Raw genomic sequence first — 14316 nt, forward strand, 5'->3', positions numbered from 1 at the left:
GTGGCAGGCAGCAATCGGCCAGAGGCGGTCATTTCGACGATGCAGTACGATGCTCGCCCACCGATAGATCATTAGGGCTAACCCATGCAGTTCCATGGCTTTGCGTTCGGACATATCGAGGTTGAGATTCACGACCGTGCGTACGATCTGCATAACTTCTACCAAGCCAGCGCCATCAATTACGACATCGTGGATCGGTCGCTTGTGCTTAGTTTTACTCGACGGACTGAAGCTTGGGTGCCGATCGAAGAAGCAAACAAGATTACTATCAGCTTCCATGAGGTCGACTACTTTTCAGCGAGTGGCCGGGACGAAAACCCAGTTGACGAAGGCGGTGGTGTTATTCATTCGATTGGAGCGGTGGAGTCCTACGCCGAGACACAAGCCTTCTACCTCACGGATAACATCCAACCAGATCATCACCTTGTCATGTGCTTCGAGTCTGGTTTGATATTACGAGTACAGGCCGCTGAAGCACGGTGCGAAATCGTTTTCTGAGCGGTATAAAACTATGGTCCAAGACGTCTGTTTTGAGTCGTTTGCTGCCCTTCGTGACAGGCAGCAACCGGCCCATAGTGTGTAAAAACAGATCAGCCAACGGCACTCAACCAAGGATCTCGTTGCTGGATCTGCTAAAAGTTTCCCTGACTGAAGCTGGCGTTTTTAAGTGGCCCCGGCCGAAGGTAGACTTGAAAAATCGTTTAGTCGAACTCCACATCTGATGCGAGTTCCGGATACTCAACCTTCATGTCTGCAAGGCATTTTTGCATGAGCTTCGCATCCCTCGGCAAACGTCTGGATAAAGTATCCCACCCTGAAATTTTCAGTTGCGCGGGCATTTGCACAAGTCCTGTAATTGCGTCCCAGAAAGCATCCCAATTACAGCCGTACCAGCCGGGGAATCCGAGCGCAACCCTCAAGGTGGAATGGAGTTCATCGGAACTCGCCACCCCACTTAAGTCAATCTTTACAACCTGTAAGCGGGTCATCGTCAGCACCTCAAAAATTGTTCACCGGTGAGAGGGGTAACTGAAGTCTGCTTCTGCCATGGAGCCTATACCTCCGCGCACCTTTGCTATGATTTCCGAGGGAGTAACTCAGGGATCGTCAATGAAGCGCTTCATCCAAGGCGAACATCGCGGCCAAAGCACCTTGCTTCCCGAGAGCCTTGACGACTACGTCAGCGATACCAATGCGGTGCGCGTAGTTGACGTTTTCGTCGATGAACTCAACCTGGTCAAGCTGGGTTTTGACGGTGTCATACCGGCAGATATGGGCCGGCCAGCTTATCATCCCGCGATCCTGCTGAAGATTTACATCTACGGCTATCTCAACCGCATTCAATCGAGCAGGCGCCTTGAGCGAGAGACGCAGCGCAATGTCGAATTGATGTGGCTGACCGGGCGATTGACGCCGGATTTCAAGACCATCGCCAACTTCCGAAAAGACAACAGCAAGGCCATCCGAGGAGCCTGCCGTCAGTTCGTCGTACTCTGTCAGCAGCTAGGATTGTTCGGAGAAAATCTGGTCGCCATTGACGGCAGTAAATTCAAAGCCGTCAACAACCGCGACCGCAATTTCACCAGCGCCAAACTGAAGCGGCGAATGGAAGAAATTGAATCGAGCATCAACCGTTACCTGACTGCACTCGATGCTGCCGACCGGCAAGAGCCAGCAGCTTCCGAGCCTAGCGCCGTGCGGCTCGAAGAGAAAATCGCCAAGCTCAAAACTCAAATGAAAGAGCTTCAAGCGATCGAAATCCAGCTCAATGAATCGCCGGATAAACAGGCCTCACTGACCGATCCAGACAGCCGCTCCATGATGACGCGCGGCACAGAAATCGTCGGCTACAACGTGCAGACAGCGGTCGATACTCAGCACCATTTGATCGTTGCGCACGAGGTGACCAACGTCGGTTCCGACCGCGACCAACTCAGATCAATGGCCAGGCAGGCCCGCGAGGCGATAGCGTCAGATACGTTGTCGGTAGTGGCTGACCGAGGTTACTTCAAAAGCGAACAAATCCTGGCTTATCACGATGCAGGCATCACCGCCTACGTGCCCAAGCCGATGACCTCTGGAGCCAAGGCTGACGGGCGTTTCAATAACGATGCCTTCGTCTATGACGCGGCAAAAAATGAATACATTTTCCCGGCTGGAGAGGCGCTGATCTGGCACTATTCCTACGTTGAAAAAGGCCTGAAGTTGCACCGTTACTGGAGTTCGAAATGCCAGGGCTGCGCGCTGAAAGCTCAGTGCACGCCGAGCACGGAGCGACGAATTCGACGCTGGGAGCATGAAGCCATACTGGAGGAAATGCAGCTTCGACTGAGCAAGTCCCCGGAGATGATGCGAGTCCGAAAACGGACGGTTGAGCATCCCTTCGGGACGCTCAAACAACGGATGGGTACGACGCACTTCCTGACGCGGAAGCTGGCCGGGGTGAGTGCAGAGATGAGCTTGAATGTGCTCGCCTACAACCTGAAACGGGTCATGAAAATCATCGGTGCCAACGGTTTGATGAAAGCGCTGCTGGCCTAAAAAAGGCTGATTTTTGCTCATCCAAAAGACGGTAAAAACGGTAAAAACGGCGTTGACGTGTTCCAGGTCGCGACTGATGCGACACGCAGCATTTGCCTTGTGATCGTTCCGCCAAGAATGTTAATGATCCAAGATGATGAAGCTATGAGCGTTTTTACACACTCAGGGCCGGTAGTGGCCTGTCATGAAGCGTTGCCATCGGCAGAAGCTGCTGGGCGACTTCCCTTAAATAAGCACTAACTAAGGTGGACATCGCAATGAAGAGCTGGATAGCTAATACGAAAATTAATGCACTGTTAGAGGCTAACGCTCAAAAATTTGATGGCGTGAAGGTTAGACGGACCCTTATAGAGTACTGCTGTAGGTATCAAGAGATTTATCCTTTTGAAACTCTGGAAGAGCCACTTGAGTTTTTGACAAATGACGTAAATCCGGGTTGTAAATATAGGGAGATGCGAGCACTGCTTAGGATTGCTGCTGAAGAATACTGCTTTAGTTTAAACGAGATAGCTGATGCTCTTCTTGAGCTGATAGACACGCGAGCCCTTACTACGGACCAAGCAAAGAAAATTATCAACCACGTTTTCGAAGCATTTTCCTGCAATGAAAGCCCTGAAGATTTCATCCCAAGAGAGGATGCTTACTTGTGTAAAAATCTATTTGCGATTACCTCCAGCTAGTAAATGGTTCAAACCGCTCGCCTTGCTCACTAGGACGGGCCCGATTGGCAGTGACTAGATACTCGTTTCTGGCCAGTTTTAGGCCTTTGGTGACCGGCCGCTTCTGGCCGTACAGCGGACGCATAGAAGGCCTCTACACATCATCAATACGAGTGACGTCATGCCAAAACCCACGAGTTACCTATTTGCTTATGTTCGCAAAGTGAGCGAGGGCCGGCCAGATGTAACCGCTATCGTACTGTTTGGTTTACAGGCGGAAGGCGGTGATCCGGTATATCTGGAAATTCGCTTTCGGGATTATGAAAAAATGCAGATTGAAGGTGATCACTTGATGCTCGGATTAGAAGAAGCATTGGAAAGCGCCGAATTGGAGTATGGAATTTTGCCCAATGATTGGCGAGCAATGAGCGAAGCGGAGATTCAGCGGATTCCATTCAGCGTCGGCGGAACGAGCAGTTAGCGAGTTGTCCGATTTTGGCCGATAGCAGCCAGACATAGGATTCAGCTCCCTGATTTTTTCCGACCAACAAGCCTACGTGCCCTATGACGGCGAGACTGGGACAACGTTTTGTCCTCGGCGCAATGCGCCAAGAGCGCAGTCAGCTCAACGTCTATAGGAAAACCATCCTCAAGCCATTTAAGCGCCAGCCCCGACCAATATTCGGAATGCGACGTCAAGGCTGTGATCACCAGCGGCTGCAACACTATATCGGCAGGCAGTGTATATTTTTCGCTAAGGGCTCTTACCGCATCTGGCAAATCGAGTGCAGCTGTTTCGAAAGGTTTCTCAAGCAGTGGCAACAACCAGACATAGCTGAATTCTTCGTTCATCTTCTCCCCCCGATTGTAATGGCGACGTTCCGTATTCCAGGAGGCAGCTCTCGACCCAAAGTGGTCTTTATTTATCGTCCGTTTTTAGCCGTCTTCCACCTGTCACCAAGAGCAAAAATCGACCCGCAGAAAACAGTCAACACCCATGGACGTGTTAGCTGGGTACGCCGAAAAACTGCTAAAAAAGGCTAAAGATTTATTTTTCGTCGAGTTGAGAATCCAGGCGTCCATGGCCGTGGTAATTCATGAAGTCCCGCATGGTCGGTGAAAGCTTTTCTTGTGAAGCAATCCGCCAGAACTTTCTTTCCCCCAGAACCGGCCGTAACCGTTTGATTAGTTCCTGCGCCGTATTGTGTTTGCCAGTACGCAACCAGTACCTGAATAAGTACTCGTTTTCCTGCCTCGGTAGCTGTGCCGCTTGGAGTAGTTTGAGCGAGTATCGGTAGTTCAGTTGCCATAGTCGCTTTAGAAAATCGAGTCTCTCAGCGATTGGAAGACTCAATAGCCATTGCCTCACATGCCTATCCGCCTGAGCAATACCAGATCGCGATGCCACTTGCTCCGGGGTGAAACGAGAGTCGTCCATGGTGTACAAGGCCGAATGGTCTAAGGAAAGATCTCATTCTGTCCTAAGCACAGGAGTAACGGGCAGCTTTATTTCACGTCAATGTCTGCTCTTGCCGATGACAGTCAGGCAGAAATCGGCCAGAAGCGGTCATCTACCCCATCGACTTACTTCACGCAATCACTCTCGCATACACCGAGCGGTCCACATTCCCACCGGACAGAATCACCCCCACCCTTCTTCCAGCCATTGCTTCACGCTCCTGAATCAGCGCAGCAAGGGCCGCCGCACCCGCCCCTTCAGCAAGATTGTGGGTATCGGTGTAATACACGCACATGGCCTCGGCAATCTGCGCCTCACTGACCGATACGATTCGCTGCGCACCTTGCGCGTAGATGGCAAAGGCTTCCGGAATTGGCTTACGCACGGCAAGGCCGTCAGCAAAGGTATTCGCCGAAGCGGTTTCGCATATGGCTCCTGTGTCAAACGACAACTTTGCGGCCTCGGCATTAGTGGAAACCACGCCCACCACCCGGGTGTTCAGGCCAAGCGCGTCGCGGGCGGCGATCACCCCACAAATCCCCGAGCCACAGCCAATCGGCACGTAGACCGTATCCAGATCCGGCGCAGCCTTGAACAGCTCCAGCGCGTAAGTGGCCACGCCTTTGACCAACTCGGCATGGAACGGTGGAACCAGATAGAGGCCATGCGCTTGCGCCAGGCGCGCGGCCTCTTCACGGGCTTCATCGAAATCGCGGCCACACTCGACCACTTCACCGCCAAAGGCGCGCATGGCATTGTTCTTTTCTACCGAGTTACCCTCCGGCACTACAATCAGCGCCCTCAAACCCAGCGCGCTGGCTGCCAGCGCCAGGCTCTGGCCATGGTTGCCGCGAGTGGCGGAGACAATACCCTTGATGCCCGGGTGCTCGCGCTTTAGCCAGTGCATGAAAGTAATGCCGCCACGCACCTTGAAAGCACCTGTCGGTGTGTGGTTTTCGTGCTTGACCCAAACGGTGCAACCCAAGCGCTCGGCCAATAAGGGCCAAGGGTATTGAGCGGTAGCGGGCATGACCTGGTACACGTGGTGAGCAGCGTGTTCGATATCGTCGCGAGTCAGTCTGAGCATGAGTCGTCTCCCTGAGGTTTTGCCCAGTCTAGATACGGGCGCATCACGCAGGCTTTCAAAAAACTGACCTGACTTTTGTGCCCCCGCTTCACTACTATGGTGTTCATGAACCATCGAAGCCGCCTTCAGCCAACGCCCCGCCCCGAACCGGTCCGTCGAGTCGAGGCAGGGCCATGGGCGATTGAATTGTTACCCGGCGCCGCCTACGCGACCCGGTATGTAGCGCCCCAGGCAGCGATTGGCTTTGCCTTCGACAGCCAGCGCGGCCTTCACGCCATTGGCAGCGACCGAGTGCTGCCCTTCGATGCCATGCCCAACGGTCTGGCGTTCGTCCCCGCCGGCTGTGACGTGCTGTCCGAGTCCCCCATGGGCGGTGAATACCTGCGGGTAATGCGCACTGACGGTAATGCGTTGGTCGGGGATAGTGCATTCAACAATCGCATTGATCAGCAGGCCATTACCCTCGCCCTGCGAATGCGCGGCGCGTTGTTGCACGCCTCCGTGGACGACGATTGGGAGGCCTGGGCACTCGCATTGGCTGAACGGGCGACGGGCGATCAAACATTTTCGGCCCCACCCCAAGGCTCTATCACCGGCAGCCGGATGCGTCTGCTCGATGAGTTCATTGACGCTGGCCTCGACGGGCCGCTGGGCATACCGGCAATGGCGGGCTTACTTGGATTGTCCGAAGGCTATTTCATGCGGGCGTTCAAGAACGCGACGGGCAAGAGCCCGCACAGTTACCTGATCGACCGACGCCTTGCCAAGGCCCGCGCACTGATACGCGATTCGACAGCAAGCCTGGCAGAGATCGCCCACACCTGCGGTTTTAACTCCCAGGCGCACATGGCAACCACGTTCAGGCAACGCCTTGGATTAAGTCCGGTACAGCTGCGTGGATATGTGAGGTCGTTAGTGCAGGGGTCGGGCAAATATCAGCCAAAAGCAGCCATTGGAATATCCTCCCGGCCATGAGACAACGACCGGGAGCCCTGCGAACCACCTACCCAATCAAGGAGAGTTGCACATCATGGACGAAGCCATTACTTACCGAACTGCAACGGTAGAAGACGCACTTAGCATGTGTGAGTTGGGACAATTGCTTAACGCGGTGCACCACGCTGCCCGTCCCGATATTTACGCGGCTGCCACCCAAGACTTTTCGCGCGACCTTCCTCACTGGTCAGGCCTTTTCGAGAAACCGGGTCAGGTTGTATTCATCGCGAATGTCGGTCACCAGACCGCAGCCTTCATTACTGCCAGCCTGTCGGCAAGTTCTGGGCCGCTGATGCAACCGCTGAATGTTGTTCGCATCGGATCGGTATGTGTTGCCGAGCAATTTTGGGGGAAAGGTATTGGACGTGGGCTTATTCAACTCGTTAAAAACTGGGCAATCGAACATGACGCTCAGGACTTGAGGTTGTCTGTCTGGCCGTTCAATGCACGTGCGGCTCGCATGTACACAGAGTTCGGGTTTGAGACGCGTGCTTTCGAGATGGGAATGCGTCTGTAAAGGCGATCACCCTAAAGGTGAAAAGAGGTTCAAGGGACCTCTGCGGAGTCATTCGTGACTGACAGCCAATAGCGGTCATTCATTCTTGAACACCAAAAAATCGATAGGACTGAATATGAGCGAGCTACCGAAGTCCGGCACGGGCCATGATGATGTAACACGGAAGAAAATCCATGCTGCCGTAGCGGCGAGAAACTTGGCAAGCGCATCGAACAATACCAAGTGGGATGAGCTGATCAACCATTTCCGCCAGCTTCAGGGTTGGCGTCCGTCATACCGATTCAAGTCCGTCACTGGATACATCTCAGGGTGGGATGTCGAGTGGTTTTACCATCTGCCGTTTCCATTTGCGTCCGTCGAATGGTTCGACATTGGCTTGTTGGAAGCAGCCCCCTCAAAAGGAAGGCTGCTTGCACGTACAACCATTGACCATACAGACGAAATATCGAAGATCGTCGCACACATTGGATTCGAGTTTGACGTGCGCGCTGACGTTCTGAGAATTTGGGGGTACATCCCAAAATCGTATGAAGACTTTCCGCCTGTGTGACAGTCTGCAATGAAAACAGGACAGACTTGTTTCTCTGTCACCAGCCTCAACAGCAATGAAGAATAAATCTGCCCCCCTTTTTCCACATCGTAATGTCACCCTGTGGTTTCCCGGCCCATCAAGTGCTTGGGCTCTGGTGTACTCGCTTCAGGATGCCAGTGCCCCGTACTTTGACTTCATGTACACCAGCAAAGAGCCGCCTCAGGAAGCCCTGTCCGCATTGCTATGGAAGTATCCACAGTGCACCGTTATCGATTGGTCGCTCGGACGTTTGGCCTGCATCAAGGCCCAGGGTGTGGATGTTGAGACGCTAGCGGAAATTATCCGGGAAGTCGCTGAAACTGCTTGGGGTGAGCGCATCACAGTCGTCGATGCTTCGTACGAGGAAATGGGTAGAGCGTGACCCAAGAGCGGACACTTGATCAAGATTTTCGGGCACCATAAAGCCAAGCAATAACGAGTAGTGGATATGAAACATGAACTTTGGCTGGAACCGGATGGCTGCCAGACTTTCTGCCTAGCCGATGCTCACGGAGATGGGGCGCGCAGGCTTCTTCACGAAAAAGCCAAACTTATCTGGGAGGTTGAAGCTGAAAGTCACTTCGTAGCGATGAGCAAATACTATTCGTATATGGACTGGGGCGAATACCAGACAGACTTTCCCGAACAAGATCAAATCCCCTACACGGAACCAGGATGGGGTGTTTAGCCGTAGCACCGTCCTCCTCTATCAGCTCTTGACGTCTATGGTCTCATTCGGATCGATAGCTGCCGGTCTACGCCGACAAAAATCAGCAAAATGAAGTCGCTGGCTGCTCGGTTTAGCGTAAGCGGCTAGCCAATTCACCTAGTGCCGACCACTGATTCAGCATCGACCTAGCTGAATGCTAACCAAAAAGGTTGATGAGCACTCTATGATTCAATGAATCCGAGTCTGATAATACCCTGGATATCAGAGTCCTAGGCAGGGTAAATAATGGATAATTATGCAGCACGCTATGTGATATTTGCTTTGTCCCTCTTCGTGTTGTGTGAGCCAGTACAAGCATCAGTATGGCAAATTTGCAGTATGGAACTACGTATCACTAATGTATTGAAACGTCCGTATCCGCAGCTACAGGCCCAGATCCTGAAGGTAATCCCGGCATCGCCCACTGTGGAATGTCCAAAAGAAGGGTCCACCCTCACTTTTACCCCAGAAACTACAAACTACCAAAGTGAGCTCCCACGTCGACAGTGGCCCAACAAAGGACAGTCCGTGCACGTTAATTACCGGTATTTGGATGGCATATGTAAGGGAGATGGCAATAATTATGGGTGCCGTATTAAGCACTACCCAATAGTCGGCCCTTGAGTGGCAAGAGCCTCCCAATTCAATCTACATTAGTTGGGTCGGCCCCCACTGATGCGGCAGCAACCGGTCGATCTCACTCGCCCGGTGCGTCGGCAGGCGCGTGAGAACATCTTTCAGATATGCATACGGATCATGACCATTGAGCCGCGCAGACTGGATCAAACTCATGATCGCCGCCGCCCGTTTTCCACTGCGTAACGAGCCTGCGAAGAGCCAGCTTTTTCTCGGACGCCGCTGGTACTGCTTGCAAGGCCTGAAGCTCTGCTTCAATCGCTGCGATATCGGTATCGATCAGGTCATCGAGCAAACTGGCCTGCTCAGGATTCATCTGCTCGCTGCGCTTGGCAAACTTCAAACGCTTGAGCTGGGCGATTTCGTGGGTCAGCCTCTCGATCACCGCCTGATTGCGGTTGATCTTCTTGCCCATCGTCTCAATGGTTTTACCCATCGTTTCGACCGTCTTACCCAGCGTGTCAACCTGACGGTAGAGCATCTCAACACGCTGCATCAACTGCGCGTTGCCATGGCAGTCCCAGCACCAATGCCTGAAGTTGCTCGGTATCCAGTTCCATCTCAGAACCATGGCGAATGCCAGGCCAGTGGAACTTGCCTTGGTTCAACCGGCGCGCCGCCAGCCATATTCCGAATCCGTCATGCACCAGCACTTTCATGCGATTGGTGCGGCGGTTGGCGAACAGATAAGCACAGTGCGACTGCGCGCAATCACCTTGTCTAAAGCCGTATCGGTGCCTGCGCGCATGTCCATCGGGCCTCGATCTACGCCCTTCGATCTGCTGGCATTGACATCCCCACTGAACGGTCAGTCTGGAGCGAGAAGATAGATCCAGAGGATTGGTATTGCGAAAGCGAACCGGAATATTGGATCAATATCGCATTTGAAGCGCCTGTGGCCCTGCTTCAAGCATTTCTTTGGTGTGCATTGGCTAGAGATTTTGCTGCAATTGAGCCTAAACCCGAGTGTGCTTTGTACCTCTTCAATTTGAAGAAGCGGGTCATGGTTTTCCCATATGACGACAGGGGTATGGATGTAGTTGGCCCTAACAAAGATCTGCTTTCACAGCTGTATCGTCAGCATCATACATACCTGCTGGATTACGACCGACACGCGATGGACAGCACATTCGCAGGGCCTGCGCGCTAGCCTTGCTTACATTGGAGCTGAAACTGTGCCCACTGGGCCGCCACCTCCTTCAGGTCGATTCCACTCAGTTGCCACCTGCAAAAATCGTAAGCGTCCGTCCAATACACCTTGCGCAACGTAACTGACTTGCACCGGGCTAGAATCCTAACCGCAGCCGCGTCGGGGATGCTGGAAGCGATGTGTTAGGTGCAAATGGAAGTGCGCGTAGTGAGCAGTGGAGCCGAAGTCGGAGCGCCGATGGAAGGACAAGGGCCCCTTGATATCACCCGCGATTTTGCCCGTTGCTCTACAGGCCCCCGGGGGGGACTGAATATTCCTTGCTCGTCGTGATCGCTGTAATCGCCAAACGGTTTTTGCGGGGCGGAAAACGTGGGGACGAAATGAAGTCCAAGCTTTATGCGGCAGCGCCACCTGATTTATCGGTAAGCTACGCTTTTAGCTCGCTGTAAATCCACTCCTAACCATACCCTGATGACCAATATGCTTGACTGGGACAGCCTCCGTTTTTTCTTTGCCTTTGTTCATGAGGGCTCCTTAGCCGCTGCGGCTCGCTCTCTGGGGGTGGAGCACGCGACTGTGGCTCGCCGAATAGCTGCCCTTGAAGCCTCTTTGGACATGAAGCTGGTAGATCGTAGGGGCCGTGTCTACCAACTGACCGAGGACGGTGTGAGGGTAGGTGAATATGCAGCGCAGATGGAGTCTGCGTCACTTGCGCTCAGGCGATTCGCTGACGGGGGAGAAAGCCGTATTGAGGGTGCGGTGATCTTGTCTGCACCTCCTGCATACCTCGGAACGTTGGTAGCTCGGCGACTTGGGGTATTGCGCGAGCGTTATCCCCGGTTGCAGCTGACGCTCGTCGGAGCCAAGTCCACTGCGTCGCTGGCAAGGAAAGAAACCGATATTGCCATTACCTTCAGCAGGCCGGATGAACAGAGTGTCGTCGCCAAAAGTCTCGGCTCCTTGCGTTTTTACCCGCATGCTAGCGAGGGCTACATTAGTCAACGTGAACCTGAAGAGTTCGAGTTCATAGGCTACGACCGTAGCATGGACGATTCGGTACAGCAGCAATGGCTCCTGGATCGGCTGGAAGGAAGACCGCTTTCCGTCACCAGCAACGACCTGCGCATCCAGGCATTAGCTGCCGTAGGCAATGCTGGCATAGTTTTCCTTCCGGATTTTTTAGGCAAAGAATATGGGCTGGCAAGGGTTGATATGGATCACACACCGCTGGAACTACCCATCTGGCTCGCGTTTCATGAAGATTTACGCAGCTCTCTAAAAATCCGGGCAGTTCTTGATTTCCTCATGGAGGGATTAGTGCAGGCACAGGAGCTGTGAATTTTTTCACATCCGGTTTGTGACTTTGATGAATGGGTCATCACGAAACATTTCTCTACTCTGGGCTCCGAATTGAATTCCTGCCCACTGAGAGGCCCTTCACCAATGAGCAGTTCCCATCCCATAAAAAGCTCAATGGCTGTATACCGTACAGCGTGGATCGTGACCGCGATTTTTATACTTTCAAATGCCGCTACGCCACTCTACAGCTTTTGGCAGCAGTCCCTCGGTTTCGCGTCGGGGGTGCTAACCGTAATTTTTGCCTGCTACATCATCGGTCTTCTTCTAACGCTCACCATCGCTGGGCAGCTGTCCGACCACTACGGGCGCAAAGCCTTGCTTCTACCCTGTGTGGGGCTGGCTATCATTGCAGCGATTCTGTTCGACCAAGCGCACAGCATCGGCGTCTTGATGCTCGCACGCTTCCTCACCGGCGTTTCGGTGGGCCTCGTTGTATCTGGGGGTATGGCGAATGTCGTCGAGCATGCTCAGCCTCATCGCAAGCATTTTGCTTCGCTAATGGCATCTGTCGCGATGGTGGCTGGAGCGGGCACCGGGCCGCTATTGGCAGGGGTCGTTGCGCAATATCTTCCGAACCCGATCCACACAGTCTTCCGAGTGGAAATCGCGATTTTGTGCGTGGCGCTCCTAGCGTTACTCAATCAAAAGAACCAGAAGCTTGGGGTCGGTACGTTTAAACCGCGCTTGCCCACCGTCGCTAAGGAAAACCTCGGCATCGTGCTATTGGGGATAGCGTTCTTCGGCCCTGGAATAACTTCGACATCATTCATCCTGTCGCTCGGCCCCAAGCTGATAGCGACTTTTCTAGGCGTGAATAGTCCCCTTGTCACAGGTTGTATGGCCTTTTCAATGTTCCTCGTCGCCGTGAGCGTGCAGTTTGCGGCGAAGCGATACAGCAGCCGTACTGTGTTTTCGCTTAGCGGGATCGGTACTGTCTTCTCAATGATTTTCGTGTGGATCGCGCTGAAAACCGGTTCCGCTCCATGGCTGATCGTTTCCGCTCTGTTGGCAGGCGCCGGTCAAGGCTTGGGCCAGTTAGGTGGACTGACCCTTATTGCTGACCGCGTGCCTGCGCAGCGCAGAGCCGAAGCCAACGCAGTGTTCAACATGGGGGGGTATGTGCCCGCTGGAGTGATCCCGGTGGTAACAGGTTACTTGATCGACTTTTGGGGGCTGAGCATTGGAATAAGCTCACTTGCGCTCATTATCGCGAGTCTTGCTTCTTTGGCGCTCATGCAGCTTTGGAGGCACGTCCCTAAGCAAAATCAAACTCGTACACACAGCGAGGCTTAACGAACTCACTTATGTGGCAGCAGATCAATAATCTGACTGGCGCGCTGGGTAGGAAAGCGCATGAGGACGTCTTTCAGATAGGCGTATGGATCGTGCCCGTTCACGCGCGCATGACTGGATCAGGCTCATGATTGCCGCCTCTCGTTGCATCGACCAAAGGCTGGAGATGCACACCGGTTTACCACTTCACGGTCCGGGTAGAGCTCGGACAACAGGTCAAAGGCTTTCGAATCTGCTGCCTTGTCACCGAACTCGGGGGCAATGACCGCTCCATTGATCACGAAGCAGTTGATATAGCCTGGCGCGAAGTCCGGATTGTTTTTGCTGAACCGACTCTTTCGTGGATTGAGCGGAGGCGACACGGTGTGCACAAGCAGCGGGCGGCTATCGGCATCGGTGGCATTCCTGAGAATCTCCAGATGGACAAGTGTCACTGCGTGGTCATGGGACTCAGGGTCGTTGTCGAGGTTAGAGATCAAGAACTCCCAGCTTGACGAAGCGGACGTAGAAGTCGACATGGGCGTCGGTGATGTCCTTGCCTTTGATTCCCGGCAGAAAGAATGAAAGATAAATCTGTGGCGCCCCTTTCTTCACGCTGCCGCATAACTCGATGCCCGTTTAACCACGCGAAGTCGATAGAGCAGAATCGATTGGCTAGGGAAGATGCTGTCTAAACCAGCGACTTTTGAATTTGATGATCAAATGTATCCAGAAAATCGCGCATGCCGATGTCTCCGAGATCTACAGCTTTAGCGCCGCCGGCCGCAATAAAGGTGACATCGGTGATACCCAGGACGTTCAGGATCAGTTTCAAATATTGGGTCGCAATGTCACGGTCTCTAATCGGGGAGTCGTTGGTGTATACACCTCCCGAGGCGAGCAGCACCGTTGCCTTTTTACCGGTCACCAGCCCTTTACCATCAAAGCCCAAGGTCAGGCCTTTACGTACCACGTGATCCACCCACGCCTTGAGCGCCGCAGGGACGTTGTAGTTGTAGACCGGCGTTGAAATAACCAGGTGATCGGTTTCCAGCAACTCGGCCACAAGCTCATCGGATAGCTGCAACACGGCTTTCATTTCAGGCGAATGTTGGGTTTGCGGGGTGAAGTAAGCCTGCAACCAAGGGGCCGTCACGAACGTCAGCGAAGTCTCCGTTAGATCCCGTATTTTGATGGCGCCGCTAGGGTGTGCAGCTTCCCACGCGGCCACAAATCGGCGAGTGAGCTGCCGGGAGATTGAAGCATCCCCACGTGGGCTGGTTTCAATGGTGAGAAGCCTGGACATGTAAGTAACTCCTGCGCAGTGATGCGGCGGTATGTTTTGCGTTGTCGCTCTAGG

General features: G+C 53.5%; 17 protein-coding genes and 4 pseudogenes. 12 read left to right on the plus strand and 9 right to left on the minus strand.

Annotated elements, in window-relative coordinates; genetic code table 11:
• Positions 1–84 precede the first annotated feature (84 nt).
• Positions 85–498, plus strand: coding sequence for a hypothetical protein (locus AABM55_RS18175; protein WP_103315954.1), 414 nt, complete (start codon positions 85–87; stop codon positions 496–498).
• A 203-nt stretch (positions 499–701) separates the two neighbouring features.
• On the opposite strand, the gene AABM55_RS18180 is transcribed toward AABM55_RS18175, so the two are convergent.
• Positions 702–989: a barstar family protein gene (locus AABM55_RS18180; protein ID WP_347927210.1), complete on the minus strand. Its 288-nt coding sequence runs from the start codon at positions 987–989 to the stop codon at positions 702–704.
• 121 nt (positions 990–1110) lie between these two features.
• Here AABM55_RS18180 and AABM55_RS18185 point away from each other — a divergent pair, with 121 nt between their 5' ends.
• The 3 genes from AABM55_RS18185 to AABM55_RS18195 all read left to right on the plus strand — a co-directional run bounded on the left by AABM55_RS18185 (position 1111) and on the right by AABM55_RS18195 (position 3681).
• Positions 1111–2541, plus strand: coding sequence for an IS1182 family transposase (locus AABM55_RS18185; protein ID WP_347927211.1), 1431 nt, complete (start codon positions 1111–1113; stop codon positions 2539–2541).
• A 257-nt stretch (positions 2542–2798) separates the two neighbouring features.
• On the plus strand, positions 2799–3221 hold the full coding sequence (locus AABM55_RS18190) for a hypothetical protein (protein ID WP_347927212.1): 423 nt from the start codon (positions 2799–2801) through the stop codon (positions 3219–3221).
• Positions 3222–3381: 160 nt separating this feature from the next.
• The gene (locus AABM55_RS18195; RefSeq protein ID WP_103315958.1) at positions 3382–3681 is read left to right on the plus strand and encodes a hypothetical protein; all 300 of its coding nucleotides are present in this window, start codon (positions 3382–3384) and stop codon (positions 3679–3681) included.
• A gap of 41 nt (positions 3682–3722) precedes the next feature.
• On the opposite strand, the gene AABM55_RS18200 is transcribed toward AABM55_RS18195, so the two are convergent.
• Complete coding sequence (locus AABM55_RS18200) at positions 3723–4052, minus strand: hypothetical protein (protein ID WP_347927213.1); 330 nt, start codon at positions 4050–4052, stop codon at positions 3723–3725.
• A gap of 737 nt (positions 4053–4789) precedes the next feature.
• The gene (locus tag AABM55_RS18205) at positions 4790–5746 is read right to left on the minus strand and encodes a threonine dehydratase (protein ID WP_103315961.1); all 957 of its coding nucleotides are present in this window, start codon (positions 5744–5746) and stop codon (positions 4790–4792) included.
• 96 nt (positions 5747–5842) lie between these two features.
• Here AABM55_RS18205 and AABM55_RS18210 point away from each other — a divergent pair, with 96 nt between their 5' ends.
• The 5 genes from AABM55_RS18210 to AABM55_RS18230 all read left to right on the plus strand — a co-directional run bounded on the left by AABM55_RS18210 (position 5843) and on the right by AABM55_RS18230 (position 8518).
• A complete protein-coding gene (locus AABM55_RS18210) occupies positions 5843–6721 on the plus strand; it encodes an AraC family transcriptional regulator (protein WP_347927214.1) in 879 nt (292 codons plus the stop codon).
• Positions 6722–6776: 55 nt separating this feature from the next.
• Positions 6777–7259, plus strand: a complete 483-nt coding sequence (locus AABM55_RS18215; RefSeq protein WP_054598012.1) for a GNAT family N-acetyltransferase — start codon at positions 6777–6779, stop codon at positions 7257–7259.
• A 115-nt stretch (positions 7260–7374) separates the two neighbouring features.
• Positions 7375–7809 carry a DUF6678 family protein gene (locus tag AABM55_RS18220; protein WP_347927215.1) on the plus strand — a complete coding sequence of 145 codons (435 nt, stop codon included), beginning with the start codon at positions 7375–7377 and terminating at the stop codon, positions 7807–7809.
• 55 nt (positions 7810–7864) lie between these two features.
• Complete coding sequence (locus tag AABM55_RS18225; RefSeq protein WP_347927216.1) at positions 7865–8212, plus strand: hypothetical protein; 348 nt, start codon at positions 7865–7867, stop codon at positions 8210–8212.
• Positions 8213–8278: 66 nt separating this feature from the next.
• A complete protein-coding gene (locus AABM55_RS18230) occupies positions 8279–8518 on the plus strand; it encodes a hypothetical protein (protein WP_347927217.1) in 240 nt (79 codons plus the stop codon).
• Positions 8519–9187: 669 nt separating this feature from the next.
• Here AABM55_RS18230 and AABM55_RS18235 read toward each other — a convergent pair.
• The 3 genes and pseudogenes from AABM55_RS18235 to tnpB all read right to left on the minus strand — a co-directional run.
• Positions 9188–9382: pseudogene (locus AABM55_RS18235) on the minus strand (transposase domain-containing protein); the annotation flags it as partial.
• Positions 9381–9656: pseudogene (locus AABM55_RS18240) on the minus strand (transposase); the annotation flags it as partial. The pseudogenes AABM55_RS18240 and AABM55_RS18235, both read right to left, overlap by 2 nt.
• A gap of 1 nt (position 9657) precedes the next feature.
• Complete coding sequence (tnpB, locus tag AABM55_RS18245) at positions 9658–10041, minus strand: IS66 family insertion sequence element accessory protein TnpB (RefSeq protein ID WP_347930057.1); 384 nt, start codon at positions 10039–10041, stop codon at positions 9658–9660.
• A 164-nt stretch (positions 10042–10205) separates the two neighbouring features.
• Here tnpB and AABM55_RS18250 point away from each other — a divergent pair, with 164 nt between their 5' ends.
• The 3 genes from AABM55_RS18250 to AABM55_RS18260 all read left to right on the plus strand — a co-directional run bounded on the left by AABM55_RS18250 (position 10206) and on the right by AABM55_RS18260 (position 12977).
• Entirely contained in the window at positions 10206–10325 is a 120-nt protein-coding gene (locus AABM55_RS18250; RefSeq protein ID WP_237143014.1) for a DUF3885 domain-containing protein, read from the plus strand.
• A gap of 471 nt (positions 10326–10796) precedes the next feature.
• Positions 10797–11663, plus strand: a complete 867-nt coding sequence (locus tag AABM55_RS18255) for a LysR family transcriptional regulator (RefSeq protein ID WP_347927218.1) — start codon at positions 10797–10799, stop codon at positions 11661–11663.
• 105 nt (positions 11664–11768) lie between these two features.
• Positions 11769–12977, plus strand: coding sequence for an MFS transporter (locus AABM55_RS18260; RefSeq protein ID WP_347927219.1), 1209 nt, complete (start codon positions 11769–11771; stop codon positions 12975–12977).
• 5 nt (positions 12978–12982) lie between these two features.
• Here AABM55_RS18260 and AABM55_RS18265 read toward each other — a convergent pair.
• The 3 genes and pseudogenes from AABM55_RS18265 to AABM55_RS18275 all read right to left on the minus strand — a co-directional run.
• Positions 12983–13139 (minus strand): annotated as a pseudogene (locus tag AABM55_RS18265) (transposase domain-containing protein); the annotation flags it as partial.
• Between the two features lie 17 nt (positions 13140–13156).
• Positions 13157–13535: pseudogene (locus tag AABM55_RS18270) on the minus strand (agmatine deiminase family protein); the annotation flags it as partial.
• A 112-nt stretch (positions 13536–13647) separates the two neighbouring features.
• A complete protein-coding gene (locus AABM55_RS18275; RefSeq protein ID WP_347927220.1) occupies positions 13648–14262 on the minus strand; it encodes an NAD(P)H-dependent oxidoreductase in 615 nt (204 codons plus the stop codon).
• Positions 14263–14316 lie beyond the last annotated feature (54 nt).

The organism is Pseudomonas helvetica, assembly GCF_039908645.1.
Taxonomy (GTDB): Bacteria; Pseudomonadota; Gammaproteobacteria; order Pseudomonadales; family Pseudomonadaceae; genus Aquipseudomonas; species Aquipseudomonas helvetica.

Bases quoted from the DNA above. Each gene is read 5' to 3' on its own strand.
- AABM55_RS18260 (WP_347927219.1), top strand. From the start codon at position 11,769: ATGAGCAGTTCCCATCCCATAAAAAGCTCAATGGCTGTATACCGTACA.
- AABM55_RS18195 (WP_103315958.1), top strand. From the start codon at position 3,382: ATGCCAAAACCCACGAGTTACCTATTTGCTTATGTTCGCAAAGTGAGC.
- AABM55_RS18255 (WP_347927218.1), top strand. From the start codon at position 10,797: ATGACCAATATGCTTGACTGGGACAGCCTCCGTTTTTTCTTTGCCTTT.
- AABM55_RS18275 (WP_347927220.1), bottom strand. From the start codon at position 14,262: ATGTCCAGGCTTCTCACCATTGAAACCAGCCCACGTGGGGATGCTTCA.
- AABM55_RS18225 (WP_347927216.1), top strand. From the start codon at position 7,865: ATGAAGAATAAATCTGCCCCCCTTTTTCCACATCGTAATGTCACCCTG.
- AABM55_RS18185 (WP_347927211.1), top strand. From the start codon at position 1,111: ATGAAGCGCTTCATCCAAGGCGAACATCGCGGCCAAAGCACCTTGCTT.
- AABM55_RS18210 (WP_347927214.1), top strand. From the start codon at position 5,843: ATGGTGTTCATGAACCATCGAAGCCGCCTTCAGCCAACGCCCCGCCCC.
- AABM55_RS18205 (WP_103315961.1), bottom strand. From the start codon at position 5,746: ATGCTCAGACTGACTCGCGACGATATCGAACACGCTGCTCACCACGTG.
- AABM55_RS18230 (WP_347927217.1), top strand. From the start codon at position 8,279: ATGAAACATGAACTTTGGCTGGAACCGGATGGCTGCCAGACTTTCTGC.
- AABM55_RS18175 (WP_103315954.1), top strand. From the start codon at position 85: ATGCAGTTCCATGGCTTTGCGTTCGGACATATCGAGGTTGAGATTCAC.
- AABM55_RS18190 (WP_347927212.1), top strand. From the start codon at position 2,799: ATGAAGAGCTGGATAGCTAATACGAAAATTAATGCACTGTTAGAGGCT.
- AABM55_RS18200 (WP_347927213.1), bottom strand. From the start codon at position 4,052: ATGAACGAAGAATTCAGCTATGTCTGGTTGTTGCCACTGCTTGAGAAA.
- AABM55_RS18215 (WP_054598012.1), top strand. From the start codon at position 6,777: ATGGACGAAGCCATTACTTACCGAACTGCAACGGTAGAAGACGCACTT.
- AABM55_RS18220 (WP_347927215.1), top strand. From the start codon at position 7,375: ATGAGCGAGCTACCGAAGTCCGGCACGGGCCATGATGATGTAACACGG.
- AABM55_RS18250 (WP_237143014.1), top strand. From the start codon at position 10,206: ATGGATGTAGTTGGCCCTAACAAAGATCTGCTTTCACAGCTGTATCGT.
- AABM55_RS18180 (WP_347927210.1), bottom strand. From the start codon at position 989: ATGACCCGCTTACAGGTTGTAAAGATTGACTTAAGTGGGGTGGCGAGT.